Below are 24,304 nucleotides of genomic sequence, written 5' to 3'. Positions count from 1 at the left end.
CTCAACGGACCGGGGATTTCGGGTAGATGTTCGTCTCCGGGAAGCATCGAGGATCCTCCCAGACGAGGGTCAGTCCGGCGGCCCAGTGCGGTGAGGGCTCTTCGGCGATGAACGCCTCCCTCCGCAAGGTGTGGACGTGACGCGGGAGTTCAGCCAGAGGAACGGACGCCAGTCGTTCCTCCAGAGCGTCGAGGAAGCGGGCACCAGCGCATGAGTGCTCGGTCACGGCGGCCTCGTCGTGCCGACCGGAACAGCTTGCCCGCGACCAGACGATGACGGGTGCCGCCGCGTTCAGACCCGCCTGCAGCAGCCCACGCGACTGCTCGGTGAAGGGAGGCGACCCGTATCCCACGGCGGTGGCCTCGAGCCCCTGGAGGCGGACGGTGAGCTTGGCGGGGTCCTGGGGAGTGTCGCACTCGACCCGCTGCCAAGCGGTGCTGCCGGCATGGCGGTCGAGGGCCTGCCAGGCCTTCTCGAGCCTGAACTGGAGCCTGCGCTCACGCCGCCGGTTGAGATCCATCACCACGACCGGCGAGAAGCATCCCAGCGGAGTGGCGTCGGCCGCGCTGGTGCGCCATTCGTCGACAGGTTCGCCGAGCCAGTCCCCGGGCAGCGCGAAGGCGATGAGCTCCTCGCCGTCGCGATCGATCTGCCCGAAGGCGTGGTCGAGGTGTTCCCTGACGTATTCCTGTGCGTGCCGTCTGGCGAGGGTGCTGCTGGCCACGAGCTGCGTCCGCCCGTCACGGATGACGTAGACCGAGACGATGTACACATCGCGGTCGGCGCCACTGCGCTCGACCTCGACGAGGATCGGGGACCATGGCGTGCCGTCGGCTGGCACCGGTTGTGCCCGTGGCGGCCCTTGGGGGGTGGTTCTCGCACCGTGTTCTCCGGCCCACTCGCGCAGCGCGCTTCGGACGGCCGGATCCTGGGTGCGGTCGGCGAGGTACGCCGCGAAGTCCGCCCACGGCGCGGTGCCCGGCGCGGGGTCGACCTCTGTCATCAGGAACCAGGCCACGTCCCACAAGGAGAGGAAGCCGCCGGCGGGCGGAGGCGGCGGCAGCGGGGCCAGTGGCTCCATGACGCTCCGGTACGCGGTCTCCGGGGCGCAGGCGTCCGCGCATCGCAGCACGAGATCACGCAGCGCGGCCACGGAATCACGGCTGTGGTCGGGCACGGGCACCAGCTCGGCCGCGTCGGGCCAGCGCCGGACGAGTGCCCGAGCGGGCAGCATCCGTCCGCCGCCGCCCACCGGGTACCTGGCGGTGACCATGCCCACGACTTCGCCCGTGTCCTCACGGACGACGGCCGCTCCGCTGAACCCCTCTTCCAGCGGCGGCCCGTGACCCGTCCACGCCTCTAGCTGAAGCCACTCCCCCGCGATCAACTGGTCGCTTGTGCCCCGGAACTCGCCGAGGATCCCCTCGTCGTATCCGCGGGGAAAGCCGTACGCGGTCAGCCTGGCCGCCTGACGTACGAACGGCGTGTCCACGGCGGCGAACCGGGCCGGGGTCACCCCTACCGCTCGATCGAGCTCAAGCACCGCGACGTCGCCCCGGTCCTCACCGGCTCCACACCATTCGCCGGTGGTGATCACGGTCGCCCGGAGCGGTCCGAGGTCGGGGTACTGGGCGAACGTCACCTCGGCACGGTCCGCACCGTCCACGACATGCGCGCAGGTCATCACATGGCGCTCAGTCACCAGGAACCCGGAACCGACGCGGCCCGCGGAGACCCGCACCTGCCAGGACTGGGAGCTCATCAGCCTGCCGGTGTCCCCCCGGCAGCGCCCGGCGTCCAGCTCAGTTTCACCACGAGGTGCCCTTCCACGGAGGTCTTGGCGATCACCGCGCCCGCCTCGGCGGTGAGCTTCACGCCGAACTCGATCTCGACGGCGTCGGGCTTGAGATGGCCGTCGCGGAAGACGCTCAGTGCCGACTCGGCCGCGGTGTGAATGCTTTCCAGCGCGCCGTTGAAGGTCTGTCCCGCCTGCCGCAGCACGCCGTCCCCCCGAGAGACCGGCCGGGCGCCGCGCTCCTCCTCCTCGACGGCCACCACGACCGAAGCACCGCTGTCCGTCTTGAACTCGATCAATTCGTCCACATGTCCCCCCGCGCCACGCTGTGATATCGCCACATCATTCTAAGACCCCGCACCGCGCGCCCCTGGTCGACGCCCACGCCTCCGACCTCCCGCGCAGCGCCGCACCGACGCGCCTGCTCGCCGGCCGCAGTCGCCACACGCGTCGAGGGCCGGAACGAGCCGAGGGCGGCACCTTCCTTCGCGCGTCCCCGTCCGAAGGCCGCGGCTCATGACCCCCACCACGAGGACAGGGCACGGCTGACGAGTTCGCGGACAAGACCTGAGACCACCCACCCTCCCGCTGTCTTCAGCGCCTCGAACCGCCAAGCCCGGTCACGCCACTTCGCTGCGAATTCCTTCACCACACGTCCTCTCTCCAGGTCCGGCCTCTCCGGCCGGTCGTCGGCCATTGACCCGGATCCGTGCGGGGTTCAGCGGGTCGGTTTCCCGCTGAACCCCACATCGCCGCAAGCCAGACCTGGTGAAATGGGCGTTCAACGAAGGTTCGGATTGAACGGGTGACGGATGGACGACCAGTCCGCGGCCGAGCGGCTCGCGACGGAGCTGAGGCAGCTGCGCACGAACGCCGGATCCCCTACGTACGCCCAGATCGCGCGGTGGGGAAGCCGGCAGCGTCCTCCGGTCAGTCTCGGCAAGAGCAAGCTCAGCCTGTGGTTCAGCGGCAAGAGCGTTCCTGAGGACGACCGCCCTTTCGCCGTCCTCGTGCAACTACTCGAAGCCAGGGCCCAGCACAAGTCCGGCACACCCCCGCGCGGCGTGGCCGCATGGCGGACGAGACGGACGGCGGCGGACCAGGAACGACGCCGTGAGACTGGGGGCCTCCCCCGCCGTACGGCCGGGGACGACCCGGCCGTCTCCGGACCGACGCCGGGCACCTACTCGGTGCGTCCTCCGTACGGAAAGTTGCCCACCCGGCTCCATGGCCGGGACAGCCTGTTGGCCGATCTGGAACGGGCGCTGGCCGAGGGGCATGAGCAGGTACAGGTCCTGCACGGGCTCGGCGGATGCGGAAAGACGACAGCGGCGCTGCAGCTTGCCCGGCACGCCCGGGACCTTGGACACCAGGTGTTCTGGGTGTCAGGGACGACGAACGAGCGGTTGCTGACGGGTATGTCTCAGATCGCCCGTGAACTGGGCGTGGCCGAAGACGACCTCAGTCGCGCATGGGCGGGGCAGTCGAGCGCGCTGGACCTCGTGTGGCGTTGCCTGGACCGCGCGGGCGAGCGCTGGCTGGTCGTCGTCGACGCCGTGGACGACCTCTCGGTCGTCGCTTCGGAGCACGGCTTGCCGGGGGACGGCACAGGGTGGATCCGGCCGAGTCGTTCCGGCCTCACCGTGGTGACGAGTCGCGTCGGCAACCCCCTGCTGTGGGGAACGGAAGCAGTGTGCCGAGCGGTGGACATGCTGTCCGCCGAGGAGGGGGCGAAGGTCCTCACTGATCTGGCGGGAGACGCCGGGCCGGTGGAGGACGCTCGTACGCTCGCCGCGAGGCTGGGCGGGCTGCCCCTGGGACTGCACTTGGCAGGCTCATATCTGGCGAAGGCACGAAGGAGCCTGGGCTTAGCGCGCGGCGTCATGGACGTCCGGCCCGTGGGGGACTTCGCGGGGTACACGGCTGAACTCGACCGGCTGGGCGCCCCGCTGCTCGATGCGGGTGAATCACTCAGGTCGGGCACGGACGACCAGCGGCTGCGCCGACTGGTGAGCCACACTTGGGAGATCAGCCTCGACCTGCTCACCCGACAAGGGCTGCCGGAAGCCAGATTGCTCATGCGGGTCCTGTCGTGCTTCGCCACGACCCCGTTCCCCACCGCGCTGCTCGCCTATGGTCTCGTCACTCCGGAGGGCGGGTTCCCGGAAGGATTCCAAGACGGCGAGGCAGCCGTCGACGCACTCGTCGACGTGGGCTTGTTGAGCCTGGTCGACATGGACGTCTCAGTCGGCGGAAGCGGCACGGCGAACGCGGCAAACCTGTGTCTCACAGCCCACCCTCTGGTACTGGAGACCAACGCGGCCCAGGTGCGTGGCGGAGACGGAGCCACTGAGGTGTGGCGGGCCGCCGCCCGCGTCGTGCGATGGATGGGAGGGGATACGGGTACGCCTGTTCAATGGCGACGGTGGCAGGTCCTGGTTCCGCATGTTCTGGCTGCCCTGCGCTCCGCTCCCGCGAACGACGTGGAGTCGTTGGCCTGGTTCGTCGAAGTCGGATGGGCCTCTTACGGCTACTGCCTGGCCTCCAACCATCGGGGCCAGGCCGATGAACTGCTCAGGTTGATGATGGAGCGTGCCGCCGCCCTGCCGGAAACCCGTCCCGTGGTCGGTGCGATTCGTGGCCAGTACTACGAGACCATCGGCGATGTGGACGAGGCTCGCCGGCTCTTCGAGGAGAGCCGCGCCAAGCGGGGGCCGCAGGATATGGAAACACTGCAATTCCAGTTCCGATGGGCGCGCGCCCTGCAGGCCACCGGACGGCTGCCCGCCGCTGAAGAGCAGCTGCACGCGGTTCTTGGCGGGATGTGCTCGAACGACTCCGTGAGCAACAGGTTGCTGGTCCACTCGGTCCTTGTCCTGGTGCTCGCGGCACAAGGCAAGGACGAGAGGGCGGCTGCGGAGGCGCAGGCGCTGATGTCCGCCATCGAGACGGATCCGGCCGAACTGGACATCACTCTGCTTCACCACGTGGGTCACGCGCTCACGGAAACGCATCAGACGGAACAAGCAGAGAGCATGTACGGTGCGCTTCTTTCCCGACTCGATGAAGCGGACGAACAGCTCTCCCCCCTCTACCACGACATTTCCCTGCAACTGCTCGGTCTGCTTCTGCACGGGGGACGTGAACGCGCGGCCATCGCATTGATCAGCCGTCTCCTCGATCTCTACATGCCGGCCGGGAGCGACTCCCCGGTAAGCCCCGCGAGCCTCGTCGACCTCATCCAGACCCGGCTCGACCTTCAGCTGCAACTGGCGGAGCGCAGCGGCGCCGAGGACGAGCTGCGGGGGTTGCTGCGCGATCAGCTGAGCGTGAGCGGGGACATCGGCTTGCTCATCGTCGAGTTGCACATCGCGCTCGCCCGCCTGTTCATCGCACAGGGGGACTTCACCCAAGCCCAGGAACAGCTGGAGCTGGCCGAAAAAGCCGCGACCGCAGCCGACGGCGGCACGGTGCCCCTGTGGACGGTCTCCCTCTGGAACGCCCGGTGCCTGTGCGCCCAGGACCGCTGCGCAGAGGCCCTGGGCTACTACGAACAGACGGTCGCGCTGCTCACCGATGACCCCGACGGCATGGCGTGCGTCATGGAGGAAGCCGCTGACTGCCTCGCCACGGCCTCGGGTGGCGAAGCCCGCGTCGGACAGGGGGAGTTCGCTAGGAGGGCAATGGATTGAGCGCCACGAGCGTCACCTCAGCGTCAAGCCGTCGCCCATAACGCGCACTCGGAGAAACGCCAGGTCAGCGACCCTTCTCAGCCGGCTCCAGAATCGCCACGCACTCCACGTGATGCGTCATCGGAAACAGGTCGAACGCCCGCAGCGTCCGCGGCTTGTACCCCACCTCGCGGAAGTAGGCGAGGTCGCGGGCCAGGGCCGCCGGGTCGCAGGCGACGTAGGCGATCTTCCGCGCACCCAGGCCCGCCAGGTGCTTGACCGTCTGCTTGCCGGCGCCCGCGCGGGGCGGGTCCAGGACGATGAGGTCGACCTGGGTGATGCCCGTGCGCGGCAGGGCCTGCTCGACCTTGCCCTGTTCGATGCGGACGCGGTCGAAGTGCTGGAGGTTGTGGCGGGCGTCCTCCACCGCGCGCTTGCCCGACTCGATGCCGAGGACCGCGCCCTTGTCGCCGACGCGGTCGGCGAGCGCGCCCGCGAAGAGGCCCACGCCGCAGTAGAGGTCGAGGGCGGTGTCGCCCTTGCGGGGCAGCAGGCCCTGCATCACGGCGCGCACCAGGGTGTCGGCGGCCTTCGGGTGGACCTGCCAGAAGCCGCCGTTGCCGACGCGGTACGTGCGGTCGTCGGCGCGCTCGCGGACGAAGGGGCGGCCGTGGACGCGGTGCACTCCCCCGTCCTCGGCGACCCGCAGCACCGAGACCGGCCTGTCGAGCTCGACCAGCGGGAGCCGGGCGCCGGGGCGCGGGGTGAGCACGACGGCGCGGTCCTGCGAGCCGGACGCGGCGATCGCGTCGACGGCCTCCATGCCGGACCAGTCGCGCTTCTCGATGCCGAGCTCGCTGACGCCCGGCGCCGCGATCAGGCAGCGGTCGATCGGCTGGACCTCGTGCGAGCGGTGCTTGCGCAGGCCCGCGTGGCCGTCGGCGTCGACGGCGTACTGCACACGCGTCCGCCACGCCGGCACCTCGCCGGCCGGGACCTTGTCGCCCTCGGCCGGCATGACCGTGCCGTCCCAGCCCGCCTCCTCGGGGGTCAGGCCGGCGAGCCGCTGGAGCTGCTCGGCGACGACCTCGCCCTTCAGGCGGCGCTGGGCGCCGGGCTTGGCGTGCTGCCAGTCGCAGCCGCCGCACTTGCCGGGCCCGGCGTACGGGCAGGGGGCCTCGACCCGGTCCTTCGACGCCTCCAGGACGCGGACGGCGTCGGCGCGCAGGAAGCGGGAGTCCGCTCCCCCGTCGGTGACGCGGGCGACGACCTTCTCGCCGGGCAGCGCGTGCCGGACGAAGAGCACGCGGCCCTCGTCGGTGCGGGCGACGCAGTGACCGCCGTGTGCCACGGGGCCGACCTCGACCTCGTACTCCTCACCGACGAGTGACGAGTCAGGTGCGTTCTGCATGGCGGGGTGGCTCCAGAAGTAGACAGGGCTGCCGGGGCGGCAGCCCACCAGTCTACGTGGCCGGGTGTCACTTCTTCGCCGTCGGTTCCTTCGGGCGCTCGTCGAACATGCCGCGGCGCACCGAGCCCGGCGCGTTCCACTCCTGGCGCTTCTTGGCCCGCTTCTTCGCCAGCTCCGAGGAGCGCAGCTGGTACGGCACCGAGGTCACCATCACACCCGGGGTGAACAGCAGCCGGCCCTTGAGGCGCAGGGCGCTCTGGTTGTGCAGCAGGTGCTCGTACCAGTGGCCGACCACGTACTCCGGGATGATCACGCTGACCGCGTCGCGCGGGCTCTCGCGCCGCAGGGACTTGACGTAGTCGATCACCGGGCGGGTGATCTCGCGGTAGGGGGAGTCGAGGATCTTCAGCGGGACGTTGATGCCGCGCCGCTCCCACTCCGCCTTGAGCGCCTTCGTCTCCGCCGGGTCGACGTTGATGCTGAGCGCCTCCAGCTTGTCGGAGCGCATCAGCTGCGCGTACGCGAGGGCGCGCAGCGTGGGCCGGTGGACCTTCGACACCAGGACCAGGGAGTGGACCCGCGACGGGCGCACGGTGTCGTCCGTGGGGCCCTCGGGGGCGGCGATCTCGTCGGCGACACGGTCGTAGTGCTTACGGATCGCGGTCATCGTCCCGTAGAAGATCACCATGCCCAGCAGGGCGACCCAGGCGCCGTGCGTGAACTTCGTCGCCAGGACGACGACCAGGACCAGGCCGGTGAAGAAGGCGCCGAAGGTGTTGATCGCGCGGGCGCGGATCATGCGGCGCCGGGCGGCGGGGTCCCGCTCGGTCCGCAGGTGGCGGTTCCAGTGCCGGACCATGCCGGTCTGGCTGAGCGTGAAGGAGACGAAGACGCCGACGATGTAGAGCTGGATGAGCTTGGTGGAGTCCGCCCCGTACAGCCAGACCAGCAGGATCGCGGCGCCCGCGAGGAGCACGATGCCGTTGGAGAAGGCGAGCCGGTCGCCGCGGGTGTGCAGCTGGCGCGGCAGGTAGCGGTCCTGGGCGAGGATCGAGCCGAGGAGCGGGAAGCCGTTGTACGCGGTGTTGGCGGCGAGGAACAGCACGAGGGCCGTGGCCGCGGCCAGCAGCACGAAGAAGAAGGTGCCGTCGCCGAAGACGGCTGCCGCGACCTGCGAGATGACCGGGTTCTGTACGTACTCGGGGCCGACGGGCACGCCGTCGCGCAGCAGGTCGTGGGCGGGCTGCTCGGCCATCTTGACGTCGGTGGCCATGGCGAGGCCGATGATGCCGCAGAACATGGTGACGGCCAGGCCGCCCATGAGGGCGAGGGTGGTGGCGGCGTTCCTGCTCTTCGGCTTGCGGAAGGCGGGTACGCCGTTGCTGATCGCCTCGACGCCGGTCAGCGCCGCGCAGCCGGAGGAGAAGGCGCGCAGCAGCAGGAAGACGAGGGCGAAGCCGGCCAGCCCCTGGTGCTCGGGCTTGATCTCGAAGTCGGCGGTCGGGGCCTTCATGGTCTGGTCGTCGAGGACGATGCCCTTGTAGGCGCCCCACACGATCATGATGAAGACGCCGGCGACGAAGACGTACGTCGGGATCGCGAAGAGCTTTCCGGACTCCTTCACGCCGCGCAGGTTCATGATCGTGAGGAGGAGGATTATCGCGATGGCCGAGAAGACCTTGTGCTCGACGACGAACGGGACGGCCGAGCCGAGGTTCTCCACGCCGGAGGAGATCGAGACGGCGACGGTCAGGACGTAGTCGACGAGGAGCGCGCTGGCGACGGTGAGTCCGGCCTTGGGGCCGAGGTTGGTGTTGGCGACCTCGTAGTCGCCGCCGCCGCTCGGGTAGGCGTGGACGTTCTGCCGGTACGACGCGACCACCGTGAACATCAGGACCACGACGGCCACGGCGATCCACGGGCTGAAGTGGTACGCCGACACTCCCGCGATGGAGAGGACCAACAGCACCTCACCGGGCGCGTACGCCACCGAGGAGAGCGGGTCGGAGGCGAAGACGGGGAGCGCAATGCGCTTGGGGAGGAGGGTTTCTCCCAGCCTGTCGCTGCGCAGAGCCCGGCCGATCAGGATCCGTTTGGGCACGTCGGTCAGTTTGGACACGCAGAGGATCGTAAGCGTTCGAAAAGGGACGCGCCCACCCGCCACCTCTTACCGCCACGGAATCTCTGCCGGACGTCTCCATCGGACGACTCCGTCGACGACGCGGGCCGTACGCCTGCGCCGATGCGGGTACGAAGGGCGTGGCGGCATAAGCTCGTCATCGGGCAACACCGCACCGCAGGCTGAGAGAGAGAAGTGAGCAGGGTGTTTACGCAGGTCGGCTTCGTCGGCAGAGTCACCAGGAGTGCGGGGTAACCAGGCGTGCACATCGTCATCATGGGCTGCGGGCGCGTGGGAGCGGCACTCGCGCAGACCCTGGAGCAACAGGGGCACACCGTCGCCGTCGTCGACCAGGACCCCACCGCCTTCCGGCGGCTGGGCTCGGGTTTCGGCGGGCGCCGTGTCACGGGGGTCGGGTTCGACCAGGACACGCTGCGCGAGGCGGGCATCGAGGAGGCCGGGGCGTTCGCCGCGGTGAGCAGCGGTGACAATTCCAACATCATCGCGGCGCGGGTGGCGCGCGAGATGTTCGGCATCGAGAACGTCGCGGCCCGCATCTACGACCCGCGGCGCGCGGAGGTGTACCAGCGCCTCGGCATCCCGACGGTCGCGACCGTGCGCTGGACCGCCGATCAGATGCTGCGGCGGCTGCTGCCGTCCGGCGCGGAGCCGCTGTGGCGGGATCCGAGCGGCGGGGTGCAGCTCGCGGAGGTGCACACGTCGGCGGCGTGGATCGGGCACAAGATCAGCAGGCTGCAGGAGGAGACGGGCGTCCGCGTGGCGTTCCTCACCCGGCTCGGCGAGGCGGTCCTGCCGACGTCGCAGACGGTGCTGCAGGAGGGCGACCTCGTCCACGTGATGATGCGTACGGACGAGATCGAGAAGGTCGAGGCGGCGTTCGCCGCCGGCCCCGAGGAGGACGGTCACTGATGCGCGTCGCTATTGCGGGCGCCGGCGCGGTGGGCCGTTCCATCGCGGGCGAGCTGCTGGAGAACGGGCACGAGGTGCTGCTCATCGACAAGGCGCCGACCGCGATCTCGGTGGAGCGGGTGCCGCAGGCGGAGTGGCTGCTGGCCGACGCCTGCGAGATCACCTCGCTGGACGAGGCGGCGCTGCAGCGGTGCAACGTCGTCATCGCGGCGACCGGCGACGACAAGGTGAACCTCGTCGTCTCGCTGCTGGCCAAGACCGAGTACGGGGTGCCCCGGGTCGTCGCGCGGGTCAACAACCCGAAGAACGAGTGGCTCTTCAACGAGGCGTGGGGCGTGGACGTCGCCGTCTCCACGCCGCGCCTGATGTCGGCCCTGGTGGAGGAGGCGGTGAGCGTCGGCGACCTGGTCCGGCTGCTGCGCTTCAGCCACGGCGACGCGAACCTCGTCGAGCTGACGCTGCCCCCGGAGTCGGCCATCGCCGGTACGCAGGTGGGCGATGTGGCGTGGCCGCAGGACACCTCGCTGGTGACGATCATCCGCGGCTCGCGCGTGCTGACGCCGAGCCCGGAGGAGACGCTGGAGGCGGGCGACGAGCTGTTGTTCGTGGCGGCCCAGGCCCGCGAGGAGCAGCTGGAGGACCTGCTGTCGGTCCGCCAGGGCCAGGACACGACGGGCTGAGGAAGTAACCACCGGAAACCACAGAGGCCCGGCGTACCGCGCGAGCGGTACGCCGGGCCTTGTGGCACGGCCGAGCGGGGCTGCGGGGCCCCGCGGCGCTGTGCGCGGCGGGTCCGGGGGCGTGGCCCCCGACGTACGCCGGGCCTCTGTGGCGCCGGAGGTGACGGGAGGGCGTCAGGCCTCGTTGCTCTGGGGCGCCGCCGCCTTGCGGGCCTTCTCCGCGGCCTCCTCCGCCTCCATCTCCGCGAAGACGTCGATCGGCGGCGGAGCCTTCCTCAGGAAGATCCACGTCAGGTACACCGCCAGCAGGAACGGCGGGATCTTCAGGGCGACCAGGACCCAGCCGAGCTGCGTGGTGTCGGCCCACCAGTACAGGGGGAAGAGGATCGCGCACTTGGCGAGGAGGATGAGGCCCCAGGCCCAGCTGGCCTTGGCGTACGCCTTCTTCCGGCCGGGATTGCGGGTCCGCCAGGAGAGGTTCTCCTTGAAGACCGGGCCCAGCACCAGGCCGATCAGCGGTACGCCCGCCAGCGTCGTGATGATGTACGCGAGGCCGAGGCCCAGCGTGTAGAGCATGCCCGGCAGGTAGAAGTCCTTCGCGTTGCCGGTCATCATCGCGAAGATCACGCCGAACGCGACGCCGAAGACACCGCTGAACGCGTGCTTGACCGTGTCCCGGCGCACCAGCCGTACGGCCACCAGCAGCAGGGAGACCCCCAGCGCCGCGATGGCGGACAGGTGCAGGTCCTTGTTGATGGTGTAGATCGTGACGAAGAGCAAGCCGGGGAGGACGGTCTCCACCATGCCCCGCACGCCGCCGAAGGCGTCGAACAGGGCGGCTTCGGTCACGGCGTTGTGGTCGTCGGGGGTGGGCCTGTCGGGAGACGTCACCGGCTACTCCTGTCCGAGCGGTCGGAGCTCGTATTTGGGGTTGAAGAGGACCCGGCGGCCGTGGCTCATGGAGACCCGGCCGGAGGCGATGAGCCTGCGTCCGGGCTCTATGCCCACGATGGAGCGCCGGCCCAGCCACACCACGTCCAGCGGGGCGGTCCCGTCGAAGAGCTCGGCCTCCAGCGCGGGGACGCCGGCCCGCGGGCGCAGGGTGACCGTCCGCAAGGTACCAGTCACCGTGACGATCTGCCGGTCGGAGCAGGCCGAGATGGGCGTGCACCCCGACGCCTGAGCATCCTCCTGCAGCTCCTCGGACTCCAGGTCGCCCTGGGAGCTGGACAGCCGGTCGAGCATCCGGCGGAACCGGCCGGCCGGCTTGTCTGTACGCGGTGCAGCACTCATACAGAAAGCGTACCTAGGGCTCTCAGCGGTGGCCCATGCCCCGTTCGGTGGTGTAAAGGCGCCGGGGGGCCCGGTCGGCCTCGGCCGTACCGTGCCCCCGCCCGTAAGCATCCGCCGTACCGCAGCCGCTCGAGCCGCTCCGGGGTCAGCGGACCTCGGTGATCTCCGGGCCCCGCTGGAGCTGGCCCATGCCGCCGGAGAAGCGCGAGGACTCCTGGTCCTCCTGCTGGACGCCCTCGGGCACCATCTGCGCGTCGTTCGGCAGCTTCAGGACGATCGGGTCGCGCGGCGCCATCGGCCCCTCGCCCCGGACGACCACGGTGTCGCGGAAGATCTGCTCCAGCAGTCCGGCGGTCTGCGGCTGCACCGCGCCCTGACCGGAGATGACACCGCGCAGGAACCAGCGCGGCCCGTCCACGCCCACGAAGCGCACCAGCTGCACACCGCCGGTGCCGTCGGGCAGTTGCACCGGGACCTGGGCGCGCAGCTCCCAGCCCAGCGGGCCCTCGACCTCGTCGACGACGCCGCCCTGCTGGGTGATGCCGGAGGCGATCTCCTCGCGGACCTCGCCCCAGATGCCCTCCTTCTTCGGCGCGGCGAACGCCTGCAGCTGGATGGCGCTGTCGCGCAGCACCACCGTCGCGGCGACGATCGCGTCCCCCGCGACCTCCACGCGCAGTTCCATGCCCTCGACTCCGGGCACGAAGATGCCGCCCAGGTCCACGCGGCCCTCGTCGGGCCGGGAGACCTCGGAAATGTCCCAGGGCCCGTCGGGCCGGGGCGCCGGCGGAAGGTTCACACGGCGCGGCTCGTCCTGCGCCGCGTCGTCGGTGTCGACCTCGTCGACGACCTGCTCGGCCTCGCGCGCCACGTCCGCTGCGTCCTCAGCGGCCCTGCTCTTCTTGCGACGTCCGAACACGTCACTGTCCTTCCCGGTCGGATACGACCGAAGCGTATCGATTCCCACCCGTCCAGCCCTCCACGGCGGCATGACCGCCGGTGGACCCGAAGCCCCCCTCGGCCCGCGCCGAGCCGGGAAGCTCCGCCACCTCGTGGAAGCGAACCCTCTCGACTTGCTGAACGACCAGTTGGGCGATCCGGTCGAACCGTTCGAACCGGACGCTCTCGCGCGGGTCCAGGTTGACCACGATCACCTTGATCTCCCCACGGTACCCGGCATCCACCGTGCCCGGGGCATTCACGAGGGCCACTCCGCAGCGGGCGGCGAGCCCGGAGCGGGGGTGCACGAAGGCCGCGTACCCGTCGGGCAGGGCGATGGACACCCCCGTGGGCAGGATCGCGCGCTCGCCGGGCGCGAGTTCGGCGGCCTCGGTGGTGACGAGATCGGCGCCCGCGTCGCCCGGGTGCCCGTACGACGGAATGGGCACCTCCGGGTCCACGCGGCGGATCAGTACGTCGACGGGGTTACGGCTCTGGGACATCAGGGGTTCACCTCGAAGGCGCGGGCGCGCCGGACCTGGTCGGGGTCGGCCATGGCGGCCCGGATCTCCTCCGGGCGGCCGTTGTCGATGAAGTGATCGACCTTGACCTCGATGAAAAGGGCGTCGGCGCGGACCGCCTCGGGGCCCTCGGGGCCGCCGATCCGGCCGGTCGCCCGGCAGTAGATCTTGCGACCGTGCACGGCGGTGACCTCGGCCTCGAGGTGCAGCACGGTGCCGACGGGCACCGGGCGCACGAAGTCGGTCTCCAGCCGGCCGGTCACGGCGATGACCCGCAGCAGCCAGCTCAGCGAGCCGAGCGTCTCGTCGAGCGCGGTCGCGAGCACGCCCCCGTGCGCCAGCCCGGGCGCTCCCTGGTGGTCGGTGGTCACCGTGAACTCGGCGGTGACGCTCACGCCCTCGCCGGCCCGCGCCGCCAGGTGCAGCCCGTGCGGCTGGGCGCCGCCGCAGCCGAAGCAGTGCTCGTAATGGGCGCCGAGGAGCTCGCCGGGGGCGGGCGCGTCGGGGTGCCGTACCGGCGGTATGGCCTCGGCGGGGGGCGTCAGTGCAGTGGTCACAGCCGCAGACCTTACCCGCGCGGCCGCCCCGGGGGCGCACCGTGCCAAGCTTGGGTGTATGCAGCCTTCCGCACCGGCTTCCGCCTCCCCCGCCGTACCGCTGTACGACGAACGTCTCACCGCCCCGCGCTCGTGGTGGCTGATCGCCGCCCTGGTCGGGCTGTCGGGCGCGCTGATCGCGCTGCCGCTGGGCACGCTGCCGATGCTCGGCGGCCTGATCCTCGCGGGCGCGCTGGCGGCGATCGGCGTCAGCACGTACGGCTCCGTCCGCGTGCGCGTGGTGGCGGGCTCGCTGGTCGCGGGGGACGCGCGGATCCCGGTGTCGGCGCTGGGCGAGCCGGAGGTGCTGGACGCCGAGGAGGCGCGCGCCTGGCGGACGTACAAGGCCGACCCGCGCGCCTTCATGGTGCTGCGCGGGTACGTGGCCGGGGCGGTACGGGTCGAGGTGACGGACCCGGCGGACCCGACGCCGTACGTGTACGTCTCCAGCCGGGACCCGAAGGCCCTCGCGGCGGCGCTGGCCGCGGCCCGCGCGGCCTAGAAAGCTTAGAACGGCCTAGAAGCCGAGCTCCTTGGGGCTCTCCGGCTGGTCCAGCGGCGGAAGCTCGGGGAGGGCGTCCCACGGCACCTGGCGGGTGCGCAGGTCCTTGCGGATCTGCTCGGCGAGGTTCTTGGTGTCGCGCCGGTTCATCATGGCGCCGACGGCGGCGCCGACCATGAACGGCATCAGGTTGGGCAGGTTGCGCACCATGCGCTTGGTGATCCGCTGGCGCAGCTCGCGCTTCATCCGGCCGCCGAGGGCGGCGTTGATGGTGGTGGGCTTGGTGACGTCGATGCCGCGCTCCTCCGTCCAGGAGGTCAGGTAGGCGGTGGCGCGCTCCCTGAGGTTGCCCGGGGGGCGCTGGCCGTAGACCTCGTGGAGCTCGGCGATGAGCTTGAGCTCGATCGCGGCGACGCCGGTGATCTCCGCGGCCAGCTCGGCCGGCATGGCCGGCGGTACGGGGAGCATGGCGGCCGCGCCGACGCCGGCGCCCACGGTGGAGGTGGCGTTGGCCGCGCCCGCGATGAGCTTGTCGGCGATCTCCTCGGGGCCGAGGCCCGGGAACTGCTTGCGCAGGGTGGCGAGGTCGCGGACGGGGACGCGCGGGGCGTTCTCGATGAGCCGGTCGGCGAGGTGGCCGAGGCCGGCGCGTGCTCCGTCGCGGCCCTTGCGTACGCCGCGCCGGACGGCTTCGACGGCTTCGAGGCGCCGTCGGGCCTTGGTGGGGTGCTGCTGCTGTGCCGGTAGGCCGCGTCCCGTGGGTCCGGCCTCGGCCGCTGCTTCGAGCGAGGCCGAAGGGCCTCGCTCGTCGTCACGCGCGCCGGGGGAGGGCAGGAGGGCGGAGTGCTCGGCGGACGCGTCCTGCGCGTCCGGTGCCGTGCCTGTGCCGCCCTGGTACGCCTCCGGCTTCCGGTGGAGGGGGAGCCGGAAGCGTCGCTTCCGAGACGGGGTGTCGCCTGCCACGGCCGACCGGACCTCAGTCGCAGTCTCGGCAGATCGGCTGGCCGTTCTTCTCACGGGCCAGCTGGCTGCGGTGGTGGACCAGGAAGCAGCTCATGCAGGTGAACTCGTCAGCCTGCTTGGGCAGCACCCGGACGGCCAGTTCCTCGTTCGAGAGGTCGGCGCCCGGGAGCTCCAGGCCTTCGGCGGCCTCGAACTCGTCGACGTCGACCGTCGAGGTGGACTTGTCGTTCCGGCGGGCCTTCAGTTCCTCAAGGCTGTCCGAGTCGACGTCGTCGTCGGTCTTGCGTGGGGTGTCGTAATCCGTTGCCATGTCGCTCTCCCCCTCTGGGTGTTTGCGGTGTCTCCAGCGCACGTAACGCGTGGGAGGCCGGTCTTGTGCCCGACCTGAGGCGGAGATTTTGCCTCACATCAAGGTCTGTTACTCAATCGACACCCAACCGGACCCCTTCGGAGTGATCGGATTTGAGTGGCGAACGGGACCGTACACGGTCCCGGAGCCGCGCCCTGCAGGCGCCACCCCGTGTACTTCCCGTGATCCAGGGCCCTGGAAACCCGGACTTTTCCTGGTTTTCCGGGGGAATTCTTGATCACGGAGAGTAGATGGCCGGAATCGGTCCTTTGTGATCGATCACACACGGTCAACACGGGAACGGGTCCCGAAAATTCCGCGCAAAGCGAACACAATGACGACCACGGCGGCGTGCCACCCCTCCATGGTCACACCGGGAGGGTGACACGCATCACCAGGCCGCCGCCCTCGCGGGGCTCCGCGATGATACGGCCTCCGTGGGCCCGCGCGACGGACCGGGCGATCGAGAGCCCGAGCCCCACGCCCTTGTCACTGCCGGTGCGCTCCTGCCGCAGGCGCCGGAACGGCTCGAAGAGATTGTCGATCTCGTACGCGGGTACCACCGGCCCCGTGTTCGACACCACCAGCACGGCCTGACCGGCCTGGGTCTCGGTGGTGACCTCGACCCAGCCCTCCTCCGGCACGTTGTAGCGCACGGCGTTCTGCACCAGGTTCAGCGCGATCCGCTCCAGCAGCACGCCATTGCCCTGGACGACGGCGGGCGCCCGCTCGCCGCGGATCTCCACGCCCTTCGCCTCGGCCTCGCCGTGCACCTGGTCGATGGCCCGCGAGGCCACCTCCGCGAGGTCCACGGGCTTGCGCTCGACGATCTCGTTGTCGCTGCGGGCGAGCAGCAGCAGGCCCTCCACCAGCTGCTCGCTGCGCTCGTTGGTGGCCAGCAGCGTCTTGCCGAGCTGCTGGAGCTCCACGGGCGCGCCGGGGTCGGAGAGGTGGACCTCCAGCAGGGTGCGGTTGATCGCCAGCGGCGTGCGCAGCTCGTGCGAGGCGTTGGCGACGAACCGCTGCTGCGCGGTGAAGGCCCGCTCCAGCCGGTCCAGCATGTCGTCGAACGTGTCCGCGAGCTCCTTCAGCTCGTCGTCCGGGCCGTCCAGCTCGATGCGGCGGCTCAGGTCCGTACCGGCCACGTTGCGGGCGGTACGGGTGATCTTGCCGAGCGGGGACAGGACGCGGCCCGCCATCGCGTAACCGAACGCGAAGGCGATGACGCTCAGGCCCAGCAGCGCGAAGAGCGAGCGGCGCAGCAGGTCGTCCAGGGCGTGCTGGCGCTGTGCGTTGACGCAGGCGTTCATCGCGCGGTTGGCCTCGTCGGCCGTCGGCGCGTAGGGGAACTCGCAGATCTCGCTCTGCAGCCGGCCCTCGACGATCCGGAACGGCAGCGAGCTGCCGATGTGGAGCGCCTGCGCGGCCAGCAGGTAGATGATCGACAGCAGCAGGATGCCGGCGATCAGGAACATGCCGCCGTACAGCAGCGTGAGCCGTATCCGGATGGTGGGCCGCAGCCACGGGCGGACCGGTTCCCGGGGGTCCCAGGTCGGCTTCGGGGGCGCCTGAGGAGGCGCTGGTGTCGTGGCCACGGGTCAGATCCGGTAACCGGAGCCCGGCACGGTGACGATCACCGGCGGCTCGCCGAGCTTGCGGCGCAGGGTCATGACGGTGACCCGGACGACGTTGGTGAACGGGTCGGTGTTCTCGTCCCAGGCCTTCTCCAGCAGCTGCTCGGCCGAGACCACCGCGCCCTCGCTGCGCATCAGCACCTCCAGCACCGCGAACTCCTTCGGCGCCAGCTGGATCTCCCGGCCGTCGCGGAAGACCTCGCGGCGGTTCGGGTCCAGCTTGATGCCGGCCCGCTCAAGAACCGGCGGCAGGGGCACGGTCGTACGCCGCCCGAGCGCCCGTACGCGCGCGATCAGCTCACTGAACGCGAACGGCTTCGGCAGGTAGTCGTCGGCGCCGATCTCCAGGCCCTCCACGCGGTCGCTGACGTCACCCGAGGCGGTGAGCATCAGGACGCGGGTGGCCATGCCCAGGTCGACGATCTTGCGGCAGACGTCGTCGCCGTGGACGAGCGGCAGGTCGCGGTCGAGGACGACCACGTCGTAGTCGTTGACCCCGATACGCTCCAGGGCCGCCGCCCCGTCGTACACGACGTCGACGGCCATGGCCTCCCGGCGCAGTCCGGTGGCCACCGCATCGGCGAGCAGCTGCTCGTCCTCGACGACGAGTACGCGCACGGCGCTGTTCCTTCCTCCGAGCCCGGATTCGGGCGAATGAGCTGTTGACTGTGGGTATCCATCCTGCCCCTTACGCGCGTAAACCGGCTGTAAGGCGGCCTGCGGGCGGTCCGGGACGGGGGCCGCGGCACGGAGTCGGCACCGGGAATTCACCGGATTCACGAATGACTTGAGGTTTCTGTGAGGTAGCTCTTGGGGAGGACGTCTGCACACCCGAGATCACGCCGTGTCTGTGGCACGCCACGAACCGCTCTGTCCCCCAGAGGTGCCGTGCGTGATCGAGAACCCGATCGACCAACCCTCGGCACACCCCCGTGCCACCGACCCATGACGAGGGGGCGCACGATGGACGCTTTCACCGCAGGACTGCTGCAGCGCATAAGGACCACGGAGACCCACCTCACGCAGGCGCGCGAGACGGGCGACGACTTCCTCGCCGATGTCGAGCAGGAGGAGCTCGAGGACCTGCGCCGGATCGCCGCCGAACACGGCGTCGAGATCGGCACCCCGCAGATCGCCTGAGTTCCGACCGGCAGCACAGAGCCCCGATGTCCGGGTATGACATCGGGGCCGCTGTCTTTTCGAGGCGCCGTTCGCCTCGTCGGGCGTGGTCAGTCGTGCCAGGCGCCGAACTCCTCCAGGAGCGCCTGGAGCGGCTCGAAGACGCCCGGGGAGGCCGCGACCGTCAGGTCTCCGGAGGGCGGGTCGCCCGGGCGGCCGCCGGTGAGGGCGCCGGCCTCGCGGGCGATCAGGTCGCCGGCCGCGAGGTCCCAGGGCCTGAGCCCGCGTTCGTAGTAGCCGTCCAGGCGGCCGGCCGCCACGTCCGCGAGGTCGATCGCCGCCGAGCCGCCGCGGCGGATGTCGCGCAGCCGGGGGATGAGCCGCTGTGCCACGTCGGCCTGGTGGGCGCGGACCGTGGCCACGTAGTTGAAGCCGGTCGAGACCAGGGCCTGGTCCAGCGGCGGGGCCGGGCGGCAGCGGATGGGCCGGCCGTTCAGGAAGGCGCCGCCGCCGAGGACCGCGTGGAAGGTCTCGTCGCGCATGGGGACCACCACGACCCCGACGAGGGTCTCGCCGCCCCGCTCGGCGGCGATGGAGACGGCCCACGTGGGCAGGCCGTAGAGGTAGTTCACGGTGCCGTCGAGCGGGTCGACGACCCAGCGGACACCGCTCGTGCCCTCCGTGGCGGCGCCCTCCTCGCCGAGGAGGCCGTCGTCGGGCCGGTGCTCGGCGAGGAAGCCGGTGATCAGCTTCTCGGCGGCGATGTCCATCTCGGTCACGACGTCGATGGGGCTCGACTTGGTGGCCTGGACCCCGAGGTCGGCCGGGCGGCCGTCGCGCAGCAGCGCACCGGCCCGGCGCCCGGCCTCCAGGGCGAGGTCCAGCAGGTCGTTCGGGAGTGGGTCACGCGGGTCGGTCACGGCGTCTCCTCACGCGTACGGGCTGTCGGCGCCCGCCGCCGCGGGCCGCTCGGCCCGGGCCGGGCAGCAGCCCACCGGGCACAGGTCGTGGGACGGGCCCAGGGTGCCCAGCGCGCACCGCTCCACCACCATGCCCCGCTCCGTCGCCGCGCGCTCCAGGACGAGGTCGCGGACGGCCGCGGCGAAGCGCGGGTCGGCGCCCACGGTGGCCGACCTGCGCACCGGGAGCCCCAGCTCGGCGGCCTTGGCGGTGGCCTCGGTGTCGAGGTCGTACAGGACCTCCATGTGGTCCGAGACGAAGCCGATCGGGACCATCACGACCGCCGGGGCCCCGGCGCCGTGCAGCTCCTCCAGGTGGTCGCAGATGTCCGGCTCCAGCCACGGGATGTGCGGCGCGCCGCTGCGGGACTGGTAGACGAGCTGCCAGGGGTGCTCGACGCCCGTCTCGTCCCGTACGGCGTCGACGATGAGGCGTGCGACGTCCAGGTGCTCCGCGACGTACGCCCCGCCGTCGCCGTGCTCCTCGGCCGGGCCGGAGCTGTCGGCGGCGGAGACCGGGATGGAGTGCGTGGTGAAGGCGAGGTGGGCGCCCGCGCGGACGGGCTCGTCGAGCTCGGACAGCGCCTTCAGGACGCCGTCGACCATGGGCCGGACGAAGCCCGGGTGGTTGAAGTAGTGCCGCAGCTTGTCGATCCGCGGCAGCGGCAGGCCCTCCGCCTCCAGGGCGGCGAGCGCGTCCGCGAGGTTCTCCCGGTACTGGCGGCAGCCGGAGTAGGAGGCGTACGCGCTGGTGGCGAGGACGGCGATGCGGCGGCGGCCGTCGGCCACCATCTCGCGCAGCGTGTCGGTGAGGTACGGCGCCCAGTTGCGGTTGCCCCAGTAGACCGGCAGGTCGAGGCCCGCGTCCGCGAAGTCCTTGCGCAGCGCGGCCAGCAGGGCGCGGTTCTGGTCGTTGATCGGGCTGACGCCGCCGAAGAGGAAGTAGTGCTGCCCCACCTCCTTGAGCCGTTCCTTGGGGATGCCCCGGCCCCGGGTCACGTTCTCGAGGAACGGGACCACGTCGTCGGGGCCCTCGGGCCCGCCGAAGGACAGCAGCAGCAGGGCGTCGTACGGGGCTGGATCGCGCTGATCGGACATGGCATTGATCCTGCCACCCGCGTCTGACAGCCGGAAAACCGCCGTGCGCGCTCACCCATTCGGGCGTAACCTGTCAAGGCTGCCCATAGGCCTTACGCCGCCTCACCGCGGTACCGCCTTGCACCGCCTCACCCGCTTCACCCGCCTCACGCAACGCGTTCACGCCACGCGCGCCCTACGCTCACCGGCCGGAGTACCCCTTGCCCAGTCCCTACCGCGCGATCTTCGCCGCCCCCGGAACCGTGGGCTTCTCCGCGGCCGGTTTCCTCGGCCGGATGCCGCTGGCCATGATGGGCATCGGCATCGTCACGATGATCTCCCAGCTCACCGGCCGCTACGGACTGGCCGGCGCGCTCTCGGCGACGCTGGCGGTGTCCGCCGCCGTCCTGGGCCCGCAGGTCTCCCGCCTCGTCGACCGGTACGGCCAGCGGCGCGTGCTGCGCCCGGCCACCCTGATCACCGTGACGGCCGTGGCGGGCCTGCTGATCTGCGCGCAGCAGGGGCTGCCGGAGTGGACGCTGTTCGTCTTCTCGGCCGCCGCCGGCTGCGTACCGAGCGTCGGGGCGATGACCCGGGCCCGCTGGGCGACCATCTACCGGGGCTCGGGGCGCGAGCTGCACACCGCGTACTCCTTCGAGTCGATCATCGACGAGGTGTGCTTCATCTTCGGCCCGATCGTCTCGATCGGTCTGTCGACCATCTGGTTCCCGGAGGCGGGCCCGCTGCTGGCGGCCGTCTTCCTGGCGATCGGGGTGTGGTGGCTGACCGCCCAGCGCTCCACCGAGCCGGAGCCCCATCCGGTCGAGCAGCACACCGGTGGCTCGGCGCTGCGCTCCCCCGGCCTGCAGGTGCTGGTGGCCGCGTTCGTCGCCACCGGCACGATCTTCGGCGCGGTGGACGTGGTGACGGTGGCGTTCGCCGAGGAGGAGGGCCACAAGGCCGCGGCCAGTCTGGTGCTGGCGGTGTACGCGCTCGGCTCGTGCGTGGCGGGCGCGGTCTTCGGCCTGCTGCACCTCAAGGGTGAGCCGTCCCGCAGGTGGCTTCTGGGCGTCTGCGCGATGGCCGTGAGTATGATCCCCCTCCAACTGGTCGGGAACCTGCCGTTCCTGGCCGTGGCGCTCTTTGTCGCAGGCCTCGCCATCGCGCCGACGATGGTGACGACCATGGCCCTCGTCGAGGCCCACGTACCGCGCAGCAAGCTGACCGAGGGCATGTCCTGGACGAGTACCGGGCTCGCGGTCGGCGTGGCGCTCGGCTCCTCCGCCGCCGGCTGGGTGGTCGACGCGCACGGGGCGGCCGCGGGGTACGCGGTCCCCGGCGTCGCGGGAGTGCTCGCGGCCGCGGTGGCGTTCCTGGGGTACCGCCGGCTGCGCAGGCCGGTGCCGACGCGGGAGGGGCAGGGGCAGCGTGAGCAGCGCGAGCAGGACCCGGAACAGCCGGAGCAGCAGCACGTGGCGTAACTGGGCGGGGAACGTCACCGCCAGGCCCGTACGGGAGGCCCGTCCGGCCTCGGTGGCGGAGCTGGCGGCGACGGTACGGAAGGCGGCCGAGGACGGGCTGCGCGTCAAGACGGTCGGTACGGGTCACTCGTTCACGGCCATCGCCGCCACCGACGGGGTGCTGATACGGCCGGACCTGCTGACCGGGATCCGCCGCATCGACCGCCGCGAGATGACGGTGACGGTGGAATCCGGCACTCCGCTGAAGCGGCTGAACGCGGCCCTGGCCCGGGAGGGGCTGTCGCTCACGAACATGGGCGACATCATGGAGCAGACGGTCGCGGGCGCGACCAGCACCGGGACGCACGGCACGGGCCGGGACTCGGCGTCCATCGCCGCGCAGATCAGGGAGCTGGAGCTGGTCACGGCCGACGGGCGCGTGCTGACCTGTTCCGAGAAGGAGAATCCGGAGGTCTTCGCGGCCGCCCGGATCGGGCTCGGCGCGCTGGGCGTGGTCTCCGCCCTCACCTTCGCCGTGGAGCCCCTGTTCCTGCTCACCGCGCGCGAGGAGCCGATGGGCTTCGACCGGGTGACGGCCGAGTTCGACGCCCTGCACGCGGAGAACGAGCACTTCGAGTTCTACTGGTTCCCGCACACCGGGAACTGCACCACCAAGCGCAACAACCGCAGCGCGGGCCCGGCGGCGCCGCCCGGGCGGGTCAGCGGCTGGATCGAGGACGAGTTCCTCTCCAACGGGCTCTTCCAGGTGGTCAACTCGGTGGGCCGCGCCGTGCCGGCCACCATCCCCGCGATCGCCAAGCTCTCCAGCCGGGCGCTGTCCTCGCGTACGTACACGGACATCCCGTACAAGGTCTTCACCAGCCCGCGGCGGGTGAGGTTCGTGGAGATGGAGTACGCGGTCCCGAGGGAGGCGGCGGTCGACGCGCTGCGCGAGCTGAAGGCGATGGTCGACCGGTCGCCCCTGCGCGTCAGCTTCCCCGTGGAGGTGCGGACGGCCCCGGCGGACGACATCGCGCTGTCGACGGCGTCGGACCGGGAGACCGCGTACATCGCCGTGCACATGTACAAGGGCACCCCGTACCGGGCGTACTTCACCGCCGCGGAGCGGATCATGACGGCGCACGGCGGCCGGCCGCACTGGGGCAAGGTGCACACGCGGGACGCGGCGTACCTGGCGGAGGTCTATCCGCGGTTCGGCGAGTTCACGGCGCTCCGCGACCGGTTGGACCCGGACCGGCTGTTCGGCAACGACCACCTGCGGCGGGTGCTGGGCGACTGACGCCTCACTCGGCGGTCGTCCCCGCGTCGTCCGGTGTGGGTGAGGGCGATGTGGGGTCGGGCGTCGGGGACGTCGGTGTCGGCGTGGGGGCCGGGGGCGGCGCCGGCGTGGGCGGGGTGGTGTCGGGATCCGGCGTCGGGGGTGTCGGCGTGGGTGTGGGTGCCGGGTCCGTGGGCGCGCCCGGCTCCGGGTCGGGGCTCGGCGCCTGCTGCCGGTACGGGTTCTCGTGCGGGGTCACCGGCCGGCGCGGCCCGGAGTCCCCGCCGCGTACGACGGAGCCGATGGTGGTCCCGCCGCCGCCGCTGAAGTCCCGGCCGGATATCAGCTCGTACGCGGTGATGCCGGCCATCGCCAGGACGAAGACGAGCGCCGCCGCGATGAGCGACCGCCGACGGCGGCTCCGGCTCCCGCCGCGTGTGCGCGTACGGGCGCGGTACGTCGTCGCACCGCCGAACTCGCCGTGCGGTGGTCCCGCCGACGCCGTCGGCGGCGCGGGGCGCGGGCGTCGCACGGCGCGGGCCCGCTCGCCCGCAACGGTCAGGACGTGCTGGAAGACCGGACCGCCGCAGGTGGCGATGACGCTGATCACACCGGCGCCGAGGACCGTGCCGTACACGCCCAGTTTGGCAGCGAGCTTGGCCGCGACGACCGCGGCGACCGCGCTGCCCGCCACATGGGTGACGGTGAGGTCCAGCCGCCTCTTCTTCCCTTCTCTATCTTTTGTCCGTGTCTCCGGCTTGTGTTCCATTTCGTCCCCTTGCCCACCGGTCTGTTGGTACATGCAGGGAGAAGGGGCCTTTGGGCGGAGCAAATAGTTCCGTTTCTGCCGATTCTGTGAAGGATGCCACCGGGGAGGAATAGCCCGGGGGGCCCAACTGCCGTACCGCGGGACAAGTTCGACGGCGCGCCGGTCCACCCTGGTGGCCCGAATGGAGTACTGTGGCGAACCCTGGGCTCCGGTCCTGCGATGGGTGTCCGGGACCAAC

Annotated in this window: 23 protein-coding genes; 7 read left to right on the top strand and 16 right to left on the bottom strand. The window is 71.1% G+C overall.

Annotated features, from left to right (window positions below; all coding sequences use genetic code 11):
• Position 1 precedes the first annotated feature (1 nt).
• Together ACZ42X_RS29405 and ACZ42X_RS29400 are read right to left on the bottom strand one after the other, a co-directional pair.
• A complete protein-coding gene (locus ACZ42X_RS29405; protein WP_468296240.1) occupies positions 2–1,762 on the bottom strand; it encodes a VMAP-C domain-containing protein in 1,761 nt (586 codons plus the stop codon).
• Entirely contained in the window at positions 1,762–2,103 is a 342-nt protein-coding gene (locus ACZ42X_RS29400; protein ID WP_468296237.1) for a CU044_2847 family protein, read from the bottom strand. The genes ACZ42X_RS29405 and ACZ42X_RS29400 overlap by 1 nt, the downstream gene beginning before the upstream one ends.
• A 504-nt stretch (positions 2,104–2,607) precedes the next feature.
• Between ACZ42X_RS29400 and ACZ42X_RS29395 the strand changes: the two genes are divergently transcribed.
• Positions 2,608–5,487 carry a tetratricopeptide repeat protein gene (locus tag ACZ42X_RS29395; RefSeq protein WP_468296235.1) on the top strand — a complete coding sequence of 960 codons (2,880 nt, stop codon included), beginning with the start codon at positions 2,608–2,610 and terminating at the stop codon, positions 5,485–5,487.
• A 64-nt stretch (positions 5,488–5,551) separates the two neighbouring features.
• Here the strand turns inward: ACZ42X_RS29395 and ACZ42X_RS29390 are convergent, their stop codons facing one another.
• Positions 5,552–6,877 (bottom strand): class I SAM-dependent RNA methyltransferase, encoded by a 1,326-nt coding sequence (locus ACZ42X_RS29390; RefSeq protein ID WP_468296232.1) that lies wholly within the window; start codon positions 6,875–6,877, stop codon positions 5,552–5,554.
• Between the two features lie 67 nt (positions 6,878–6,944).
• A complete protein-coding gene (locus ACZ42X_RS29385; RefSeq protein WP_468296229.1) occupies positions 6,945–8,996 on the bottom strand; it encodes an APC family permease in 2,052 nt (683 codons plus the stop codon).
• Positions 8,997–9,257: 261 nt separating this feature from the next.
• Between ACZ42X_RS29385 and ACZ42X_RS29380 the strand changes: the two genes are divergently transcribed.
• Complete coding sequence (locus tag ACZ42X_RS29380; protein ID WP_355356886.1) at positions 9,258–9,926, top strand: potassium channel family protein; 669 nt, start codon at positions 9,258–9,260, stop codon at positions 9,924–9,926.
• Positions 9,926–10,606 carry a potassium channel family protein gene (locus tag ACZ42X_RS29375; RefSeq protein WP_355356884.1) on the top strand — a complete coding sequence of 227 codons (681 nt, stop codon included), beginning with the start codon at positions 9,926–9,928 and terminating at the stop codon, positions 10,604–10,606. The genes ACZ42X_RS29380 and ACZ42X_RS29375 overlap by 1 nt, the downstream gene beginning before the upstream one ends.
• Before the next feature lie 174 nt (positions 10,607–10,780).
• Here ACZ42X_RS29375 and ACZ42X_RS29370 read toward each other — a convergent pair whose 3' ends face one another.
• The 5 genes from ACZ42X_RS29370 to ACZ42X_RS29350 all read right to left on the bottom strand — a co-directional run bounded on the left by ACZ42X_RS29370 (position 10,781) and on the right by ACZ42X_RS29350 (position 13,916).
• The gene (locus ACZ42X_RS29370; RefSeq protein WP_468296226.1) at positions 10,781–11,497 is read right to left on the bottom strand and encodes a DUF3159 domain-containing protein; all 717 of its coding nucleotides are present in this window, start codon (positions 11,495–11,497) and stop codon (positions 10,781–10,783) included.
• Between the two features lie 3 nt (positions 11,498–11,500).
• Positions 11,501–11,899: an OB-fold nucleic acid binding domain-containing protein gene (locus ACZ42X_RS29365; RefSeq protein WP_355356880.1), complete on the bottom strand. Its 399-nt coding sequence runs from the start codon at positions 11,897–11,899 to the stop codon at positions 11,501–11,503.
• A gap of 145 nt (positions 11,900–12,044) precedes the next feature.
• Complete coding sequence (locus tag ACZ42X_RS29360) at positions 12,045–12,818, bottom strand: DUF3710 domain-containing protein (protein ID WP_468296223.1); 774 nt, start codon at positions 12,816–12,818, stop codon at positions 12,045–12,047.
• A gap of 1 nt (position 12,819) precedes the next feature.
• On the bottom strand, positions 12,820–13,341 hold the full coding sequence (gene dut / locus ACZ42X_RS29355; RefSeq protein WP_361427108.1) for a dUTP diphosphatase: 522 nt from the start codon (positions 13,339–13,341) through the stop codon (positions 12,820–12,822).
• Positions 13,341–13,916 (bottom strand): PaaI family thioesterase, encoded by a 576-nt coding sequence (locus ACZ42X_RS29350; RefSeq protein WP_468296220.1) that lies wholly within the window; start codon positions 13,914–13,916, stop codon positions 13,341–13,343. The genes dut and ACZ42X_RS29350 overlap by 1 nt, the downstream gene beginning before the upstream one ends.
• Positions 13,917–13,974: 58 nt before the next feature.
• Between ACZ42X_RS29350 and ACZ42X_RS29345 the strand changes: the two genes are divergently transcribed.
• Entirely contained in the window at positions 13,975–14,457 is a 483-nt protein-coding gene (locus tag ACZ42X_RS29345; RefSeq protein WP_468296217.1) for a DUF3093 domain-containing protein, read from the top strand.
• A gap of 15 nt (positions 14,458–14,472) precedes the next feature.
• On the opposite strand, the gene ACZ42X_RS29340 is transcribed toward ACZ42X_RS29345, so the two are convergent.
• The 4 genes from ACZ42X_RS29340 to ACZ42X_RS29325 all read right to left on the bottom strand — a co-directional run bounded on the left by ACZ42X_RS29340 (position 14,473) and on the right by ACZ42X_RS29325 (position 18,021).
• Complete coding sequence (locus tag ACZ42X_RS29340; protein ID WP_468296214.1) at positions 14,473–15,420, bottom strand: hypothetical protein; 948 nt, start codon at positions 15,418–15,420, stop codon at positions 14,473–14,475.
• A gap of 13 nt (positions 15,421–15,433) precedes the next feature.
• Complete coding sequence (locus ACZ42X_RS29335; RefSeq protein WP_003955561.1) at positions 15,434–15,730, bottom strand: DUF4193 domain-containing protein; 297 nt, start codon at positions 15,728–15,730, stop codon at positions 15,434–15,436.
• A gap of 407 nt (positions 15,731–16,137) precedes the next feature.
• Positions 16,138–17,364 carry a sensor histidine kinase gene (locus ACZ42X_RS29330; protein ID WP_468296211.1) on the bottom strand — a complete coding sequence of 409 codons (1,227 nt, stop codon included), beginning with the start codon at positions 17,362–17,364 and terminating at the stop codon, positions 16,138–16,140.
• A 3-nt stretch (positions 17,365–17,367) separates the two neighbouring features.
• Positions 17,368–18,021, bottom strand: coding sequence for a response regulator transcription factor (locus tag ACZ42X_RS29325; protein WP_355356866.1), 654 nt, complete (start codon positions 18,019–18,021; stop codon positions 17,368–17,370).
• Between the two features lie 345 nt (positions 18,022–18,366).
• Between ACZ42X_RS29325 and ACZ42X_RS29320 the strand changes: the two genes are divergently transcribed.
• Entirely contained in the window at positions 18,367–18,543 is a 177-nt protein-coding gene (locus ACZ42X_RS29320) for a hypothetical protein (protein WP_361427092.1), read from the top strand.
• 89 nt (positions 18,544–18,632) lie between these two features.
• Here the strand turns inward: ACZ42X_RS29320 and ACZ42X_RS29315 are convergent, their stop codons facing one another.
• Both ACZ42X_RS29315 and ACZ42X_RS29310 read right to left on the bottom strand, forming a co-directional pair.
• The gene (locus ACZ42X_RS29315) at positions 18,633–19,442 is read right to left on the bottom strand and encodes an inositol monophosphatase family protein (protein WP_468296206.1); all 810 of its coding nucleotides are present in this window, start codon (positions 19,440–19,442) and stop codon (positions 18,633–18,635) included.
• A gap of 9 nt (positions 19,443–19,451) precedes the next feature.
• Positions 19,452–20,579: a ferrochelatase gene (locus ACZ42X_RS29310; protein ID WP_468296203.1), complete on the bottom strand. Its 1,128-nt coding sequence runs from the start codon at positions 20,577–20,579 to the stop codon at positions 19,452–19,454.
• A gap of 200 nt (positions 20,580–20,779) precedes the next feature.
• On the opposite strand from ACZ42X_RS29310, the gene ACZ42X_RS29305 reads away from it, so the two are divergent.
• Together ACZ42X_RS29305 and ACZ42X_RS29300 are read left to right on the top strand one after the other, a co-directional pair.
• Positions 20,780–22,039: an MFS transporter gene (locus ACZ42X_RS29305; protein ID WP_468296200.1), complete on the top strand. Its 1,260-nt coding sequence runs from the start codon at positions 20,780–20,782 to the stop codon at positions 22,037–22,039.
• Positions 21,987–23,318: a D-arabinono-1,4-lactone oxidase gene (locus ACZ42X_RS29300; protein WP_468296198.1), complete on the top strand. Its 1,332-nt coding sequence runs from the start codon at positions 21,987–21,989 to the stop codon at positions 23,316–23,318. Before ACZ42X_RS29305 ends, ACZ42X_RS29300 begins: the two co-directional genes overlap by 53 nt.
• Before the next feature lie 4 nt (positions 23,319–23,322).
• Here ACZ42X_RS29300 and ACZ42X_RS29295 read toward each other — a convergent pair whose 3' ends face one another.
• Positions 23,323–24,066 carry a hypothetical protein gene (locus ACZ42X_RS29295; RefSeq protein ID WP_468296195.1) on the bottom strand — a complete coding sequence of 248 codons (744 nt, stop codon included), beginning with the start codon at positions 24,064–24,066 and terminating at the stop codon, positions 23,323–23,325.
• Positions 24,067–24,304 lie beyond the last annotated feature (238 nt).

Source organism: Streptomyces sp. NPDC030862 (assembly GCF_055571835.1).
Note: the sequence above shows the minus strand (reverse complement) of the source record. Positions and strands in the feature narration are given on the sequence as shown.

Excerpts from the sequence above, each read along its gene's own strand:
- ACZ42X_RS29335 (WP_003955561.1), bottom strand. The coding sequence starts at position 15,730 with ATGGCAACGGATTACGACACCCCACGCAAGACCGACGACGACGTCGAC.
- ACZ42X_RS29390 (WP_468296232.1), bottom strand. The coding sequence starts at position 6,877 with ATGCAGAACGCACCTGACTCGTCACTCGTCGGTGAGGAGTACGAGGTC.
- dut (WP_361427108.1), bottom strand. The coding sequence starts at position 13,341 with ATGTCCCAGAGCCGTAACCCCGTCGACGTACTGATCCGCCGCGTGGAC.
- ACZ42X_RS29405 (WP_468296240.1), bottom strand. The coding sequence starts at position 1,762 with ATGAGCTCCCAGTCCTGGCAGGTGCGGGTCTCCGCGGGCCGCGTCGGT.
- ACZ42X_RS29295 (WP_468296195.1), bottom strand. The coding sequence starts at position 24,066 with ATGGAACACAAGCCGGAGACACGGACAAAAGATAGAGAAGGGAAGAAG.
- ACZ42X_RS29375 (WP_355356884.1), top strand. The coding sequence starts at position 9,926 with ATGCGCGTCGCTATTGCGGGCGCCGGCGCGGTGGGCCGTTCCATCGCG.
- ACZ42X_RS29365 (WP_355356880.1), bottom strand. The coding sequence starts at position 11,899 with ATGAGTGCTGCACCGCGTACAGACAAGCCGGCCGGCCGGTTCCGCCGG.
- ACZ42X_RS29320 (WP_361427092.1), top strand. The coding sequence starts at position 18,367 with ATGGACGCTTTCACCGCAGGACTGCTGCAGCGCATAAGGACCACGGAG.
- ACZ42X_RS29345 (WP_468296217.1), top strand. The coding sequence starts at position 13,975 with ATGCAGCCTTCCGCACCGGCTTCCGCCTCCCCCGCCGTACCGCTGTAC.
- ACZ42X_RS29310 (WP_468296203.1), bottom strand. The coding sequence starts at position 20,579 with ATGTCCGATCAGCGCGATCCAGCCCCGTACGACGCCCTGCTGCTGCTG.
- ACZ42X_RS29395 (WP_468296235.1), top strand. The coding sequence starts at position 2,608 with ATGGACGACCAGTCCGCGGCCGAGCGGCTCGCGACGGAGCTGAGGCAG.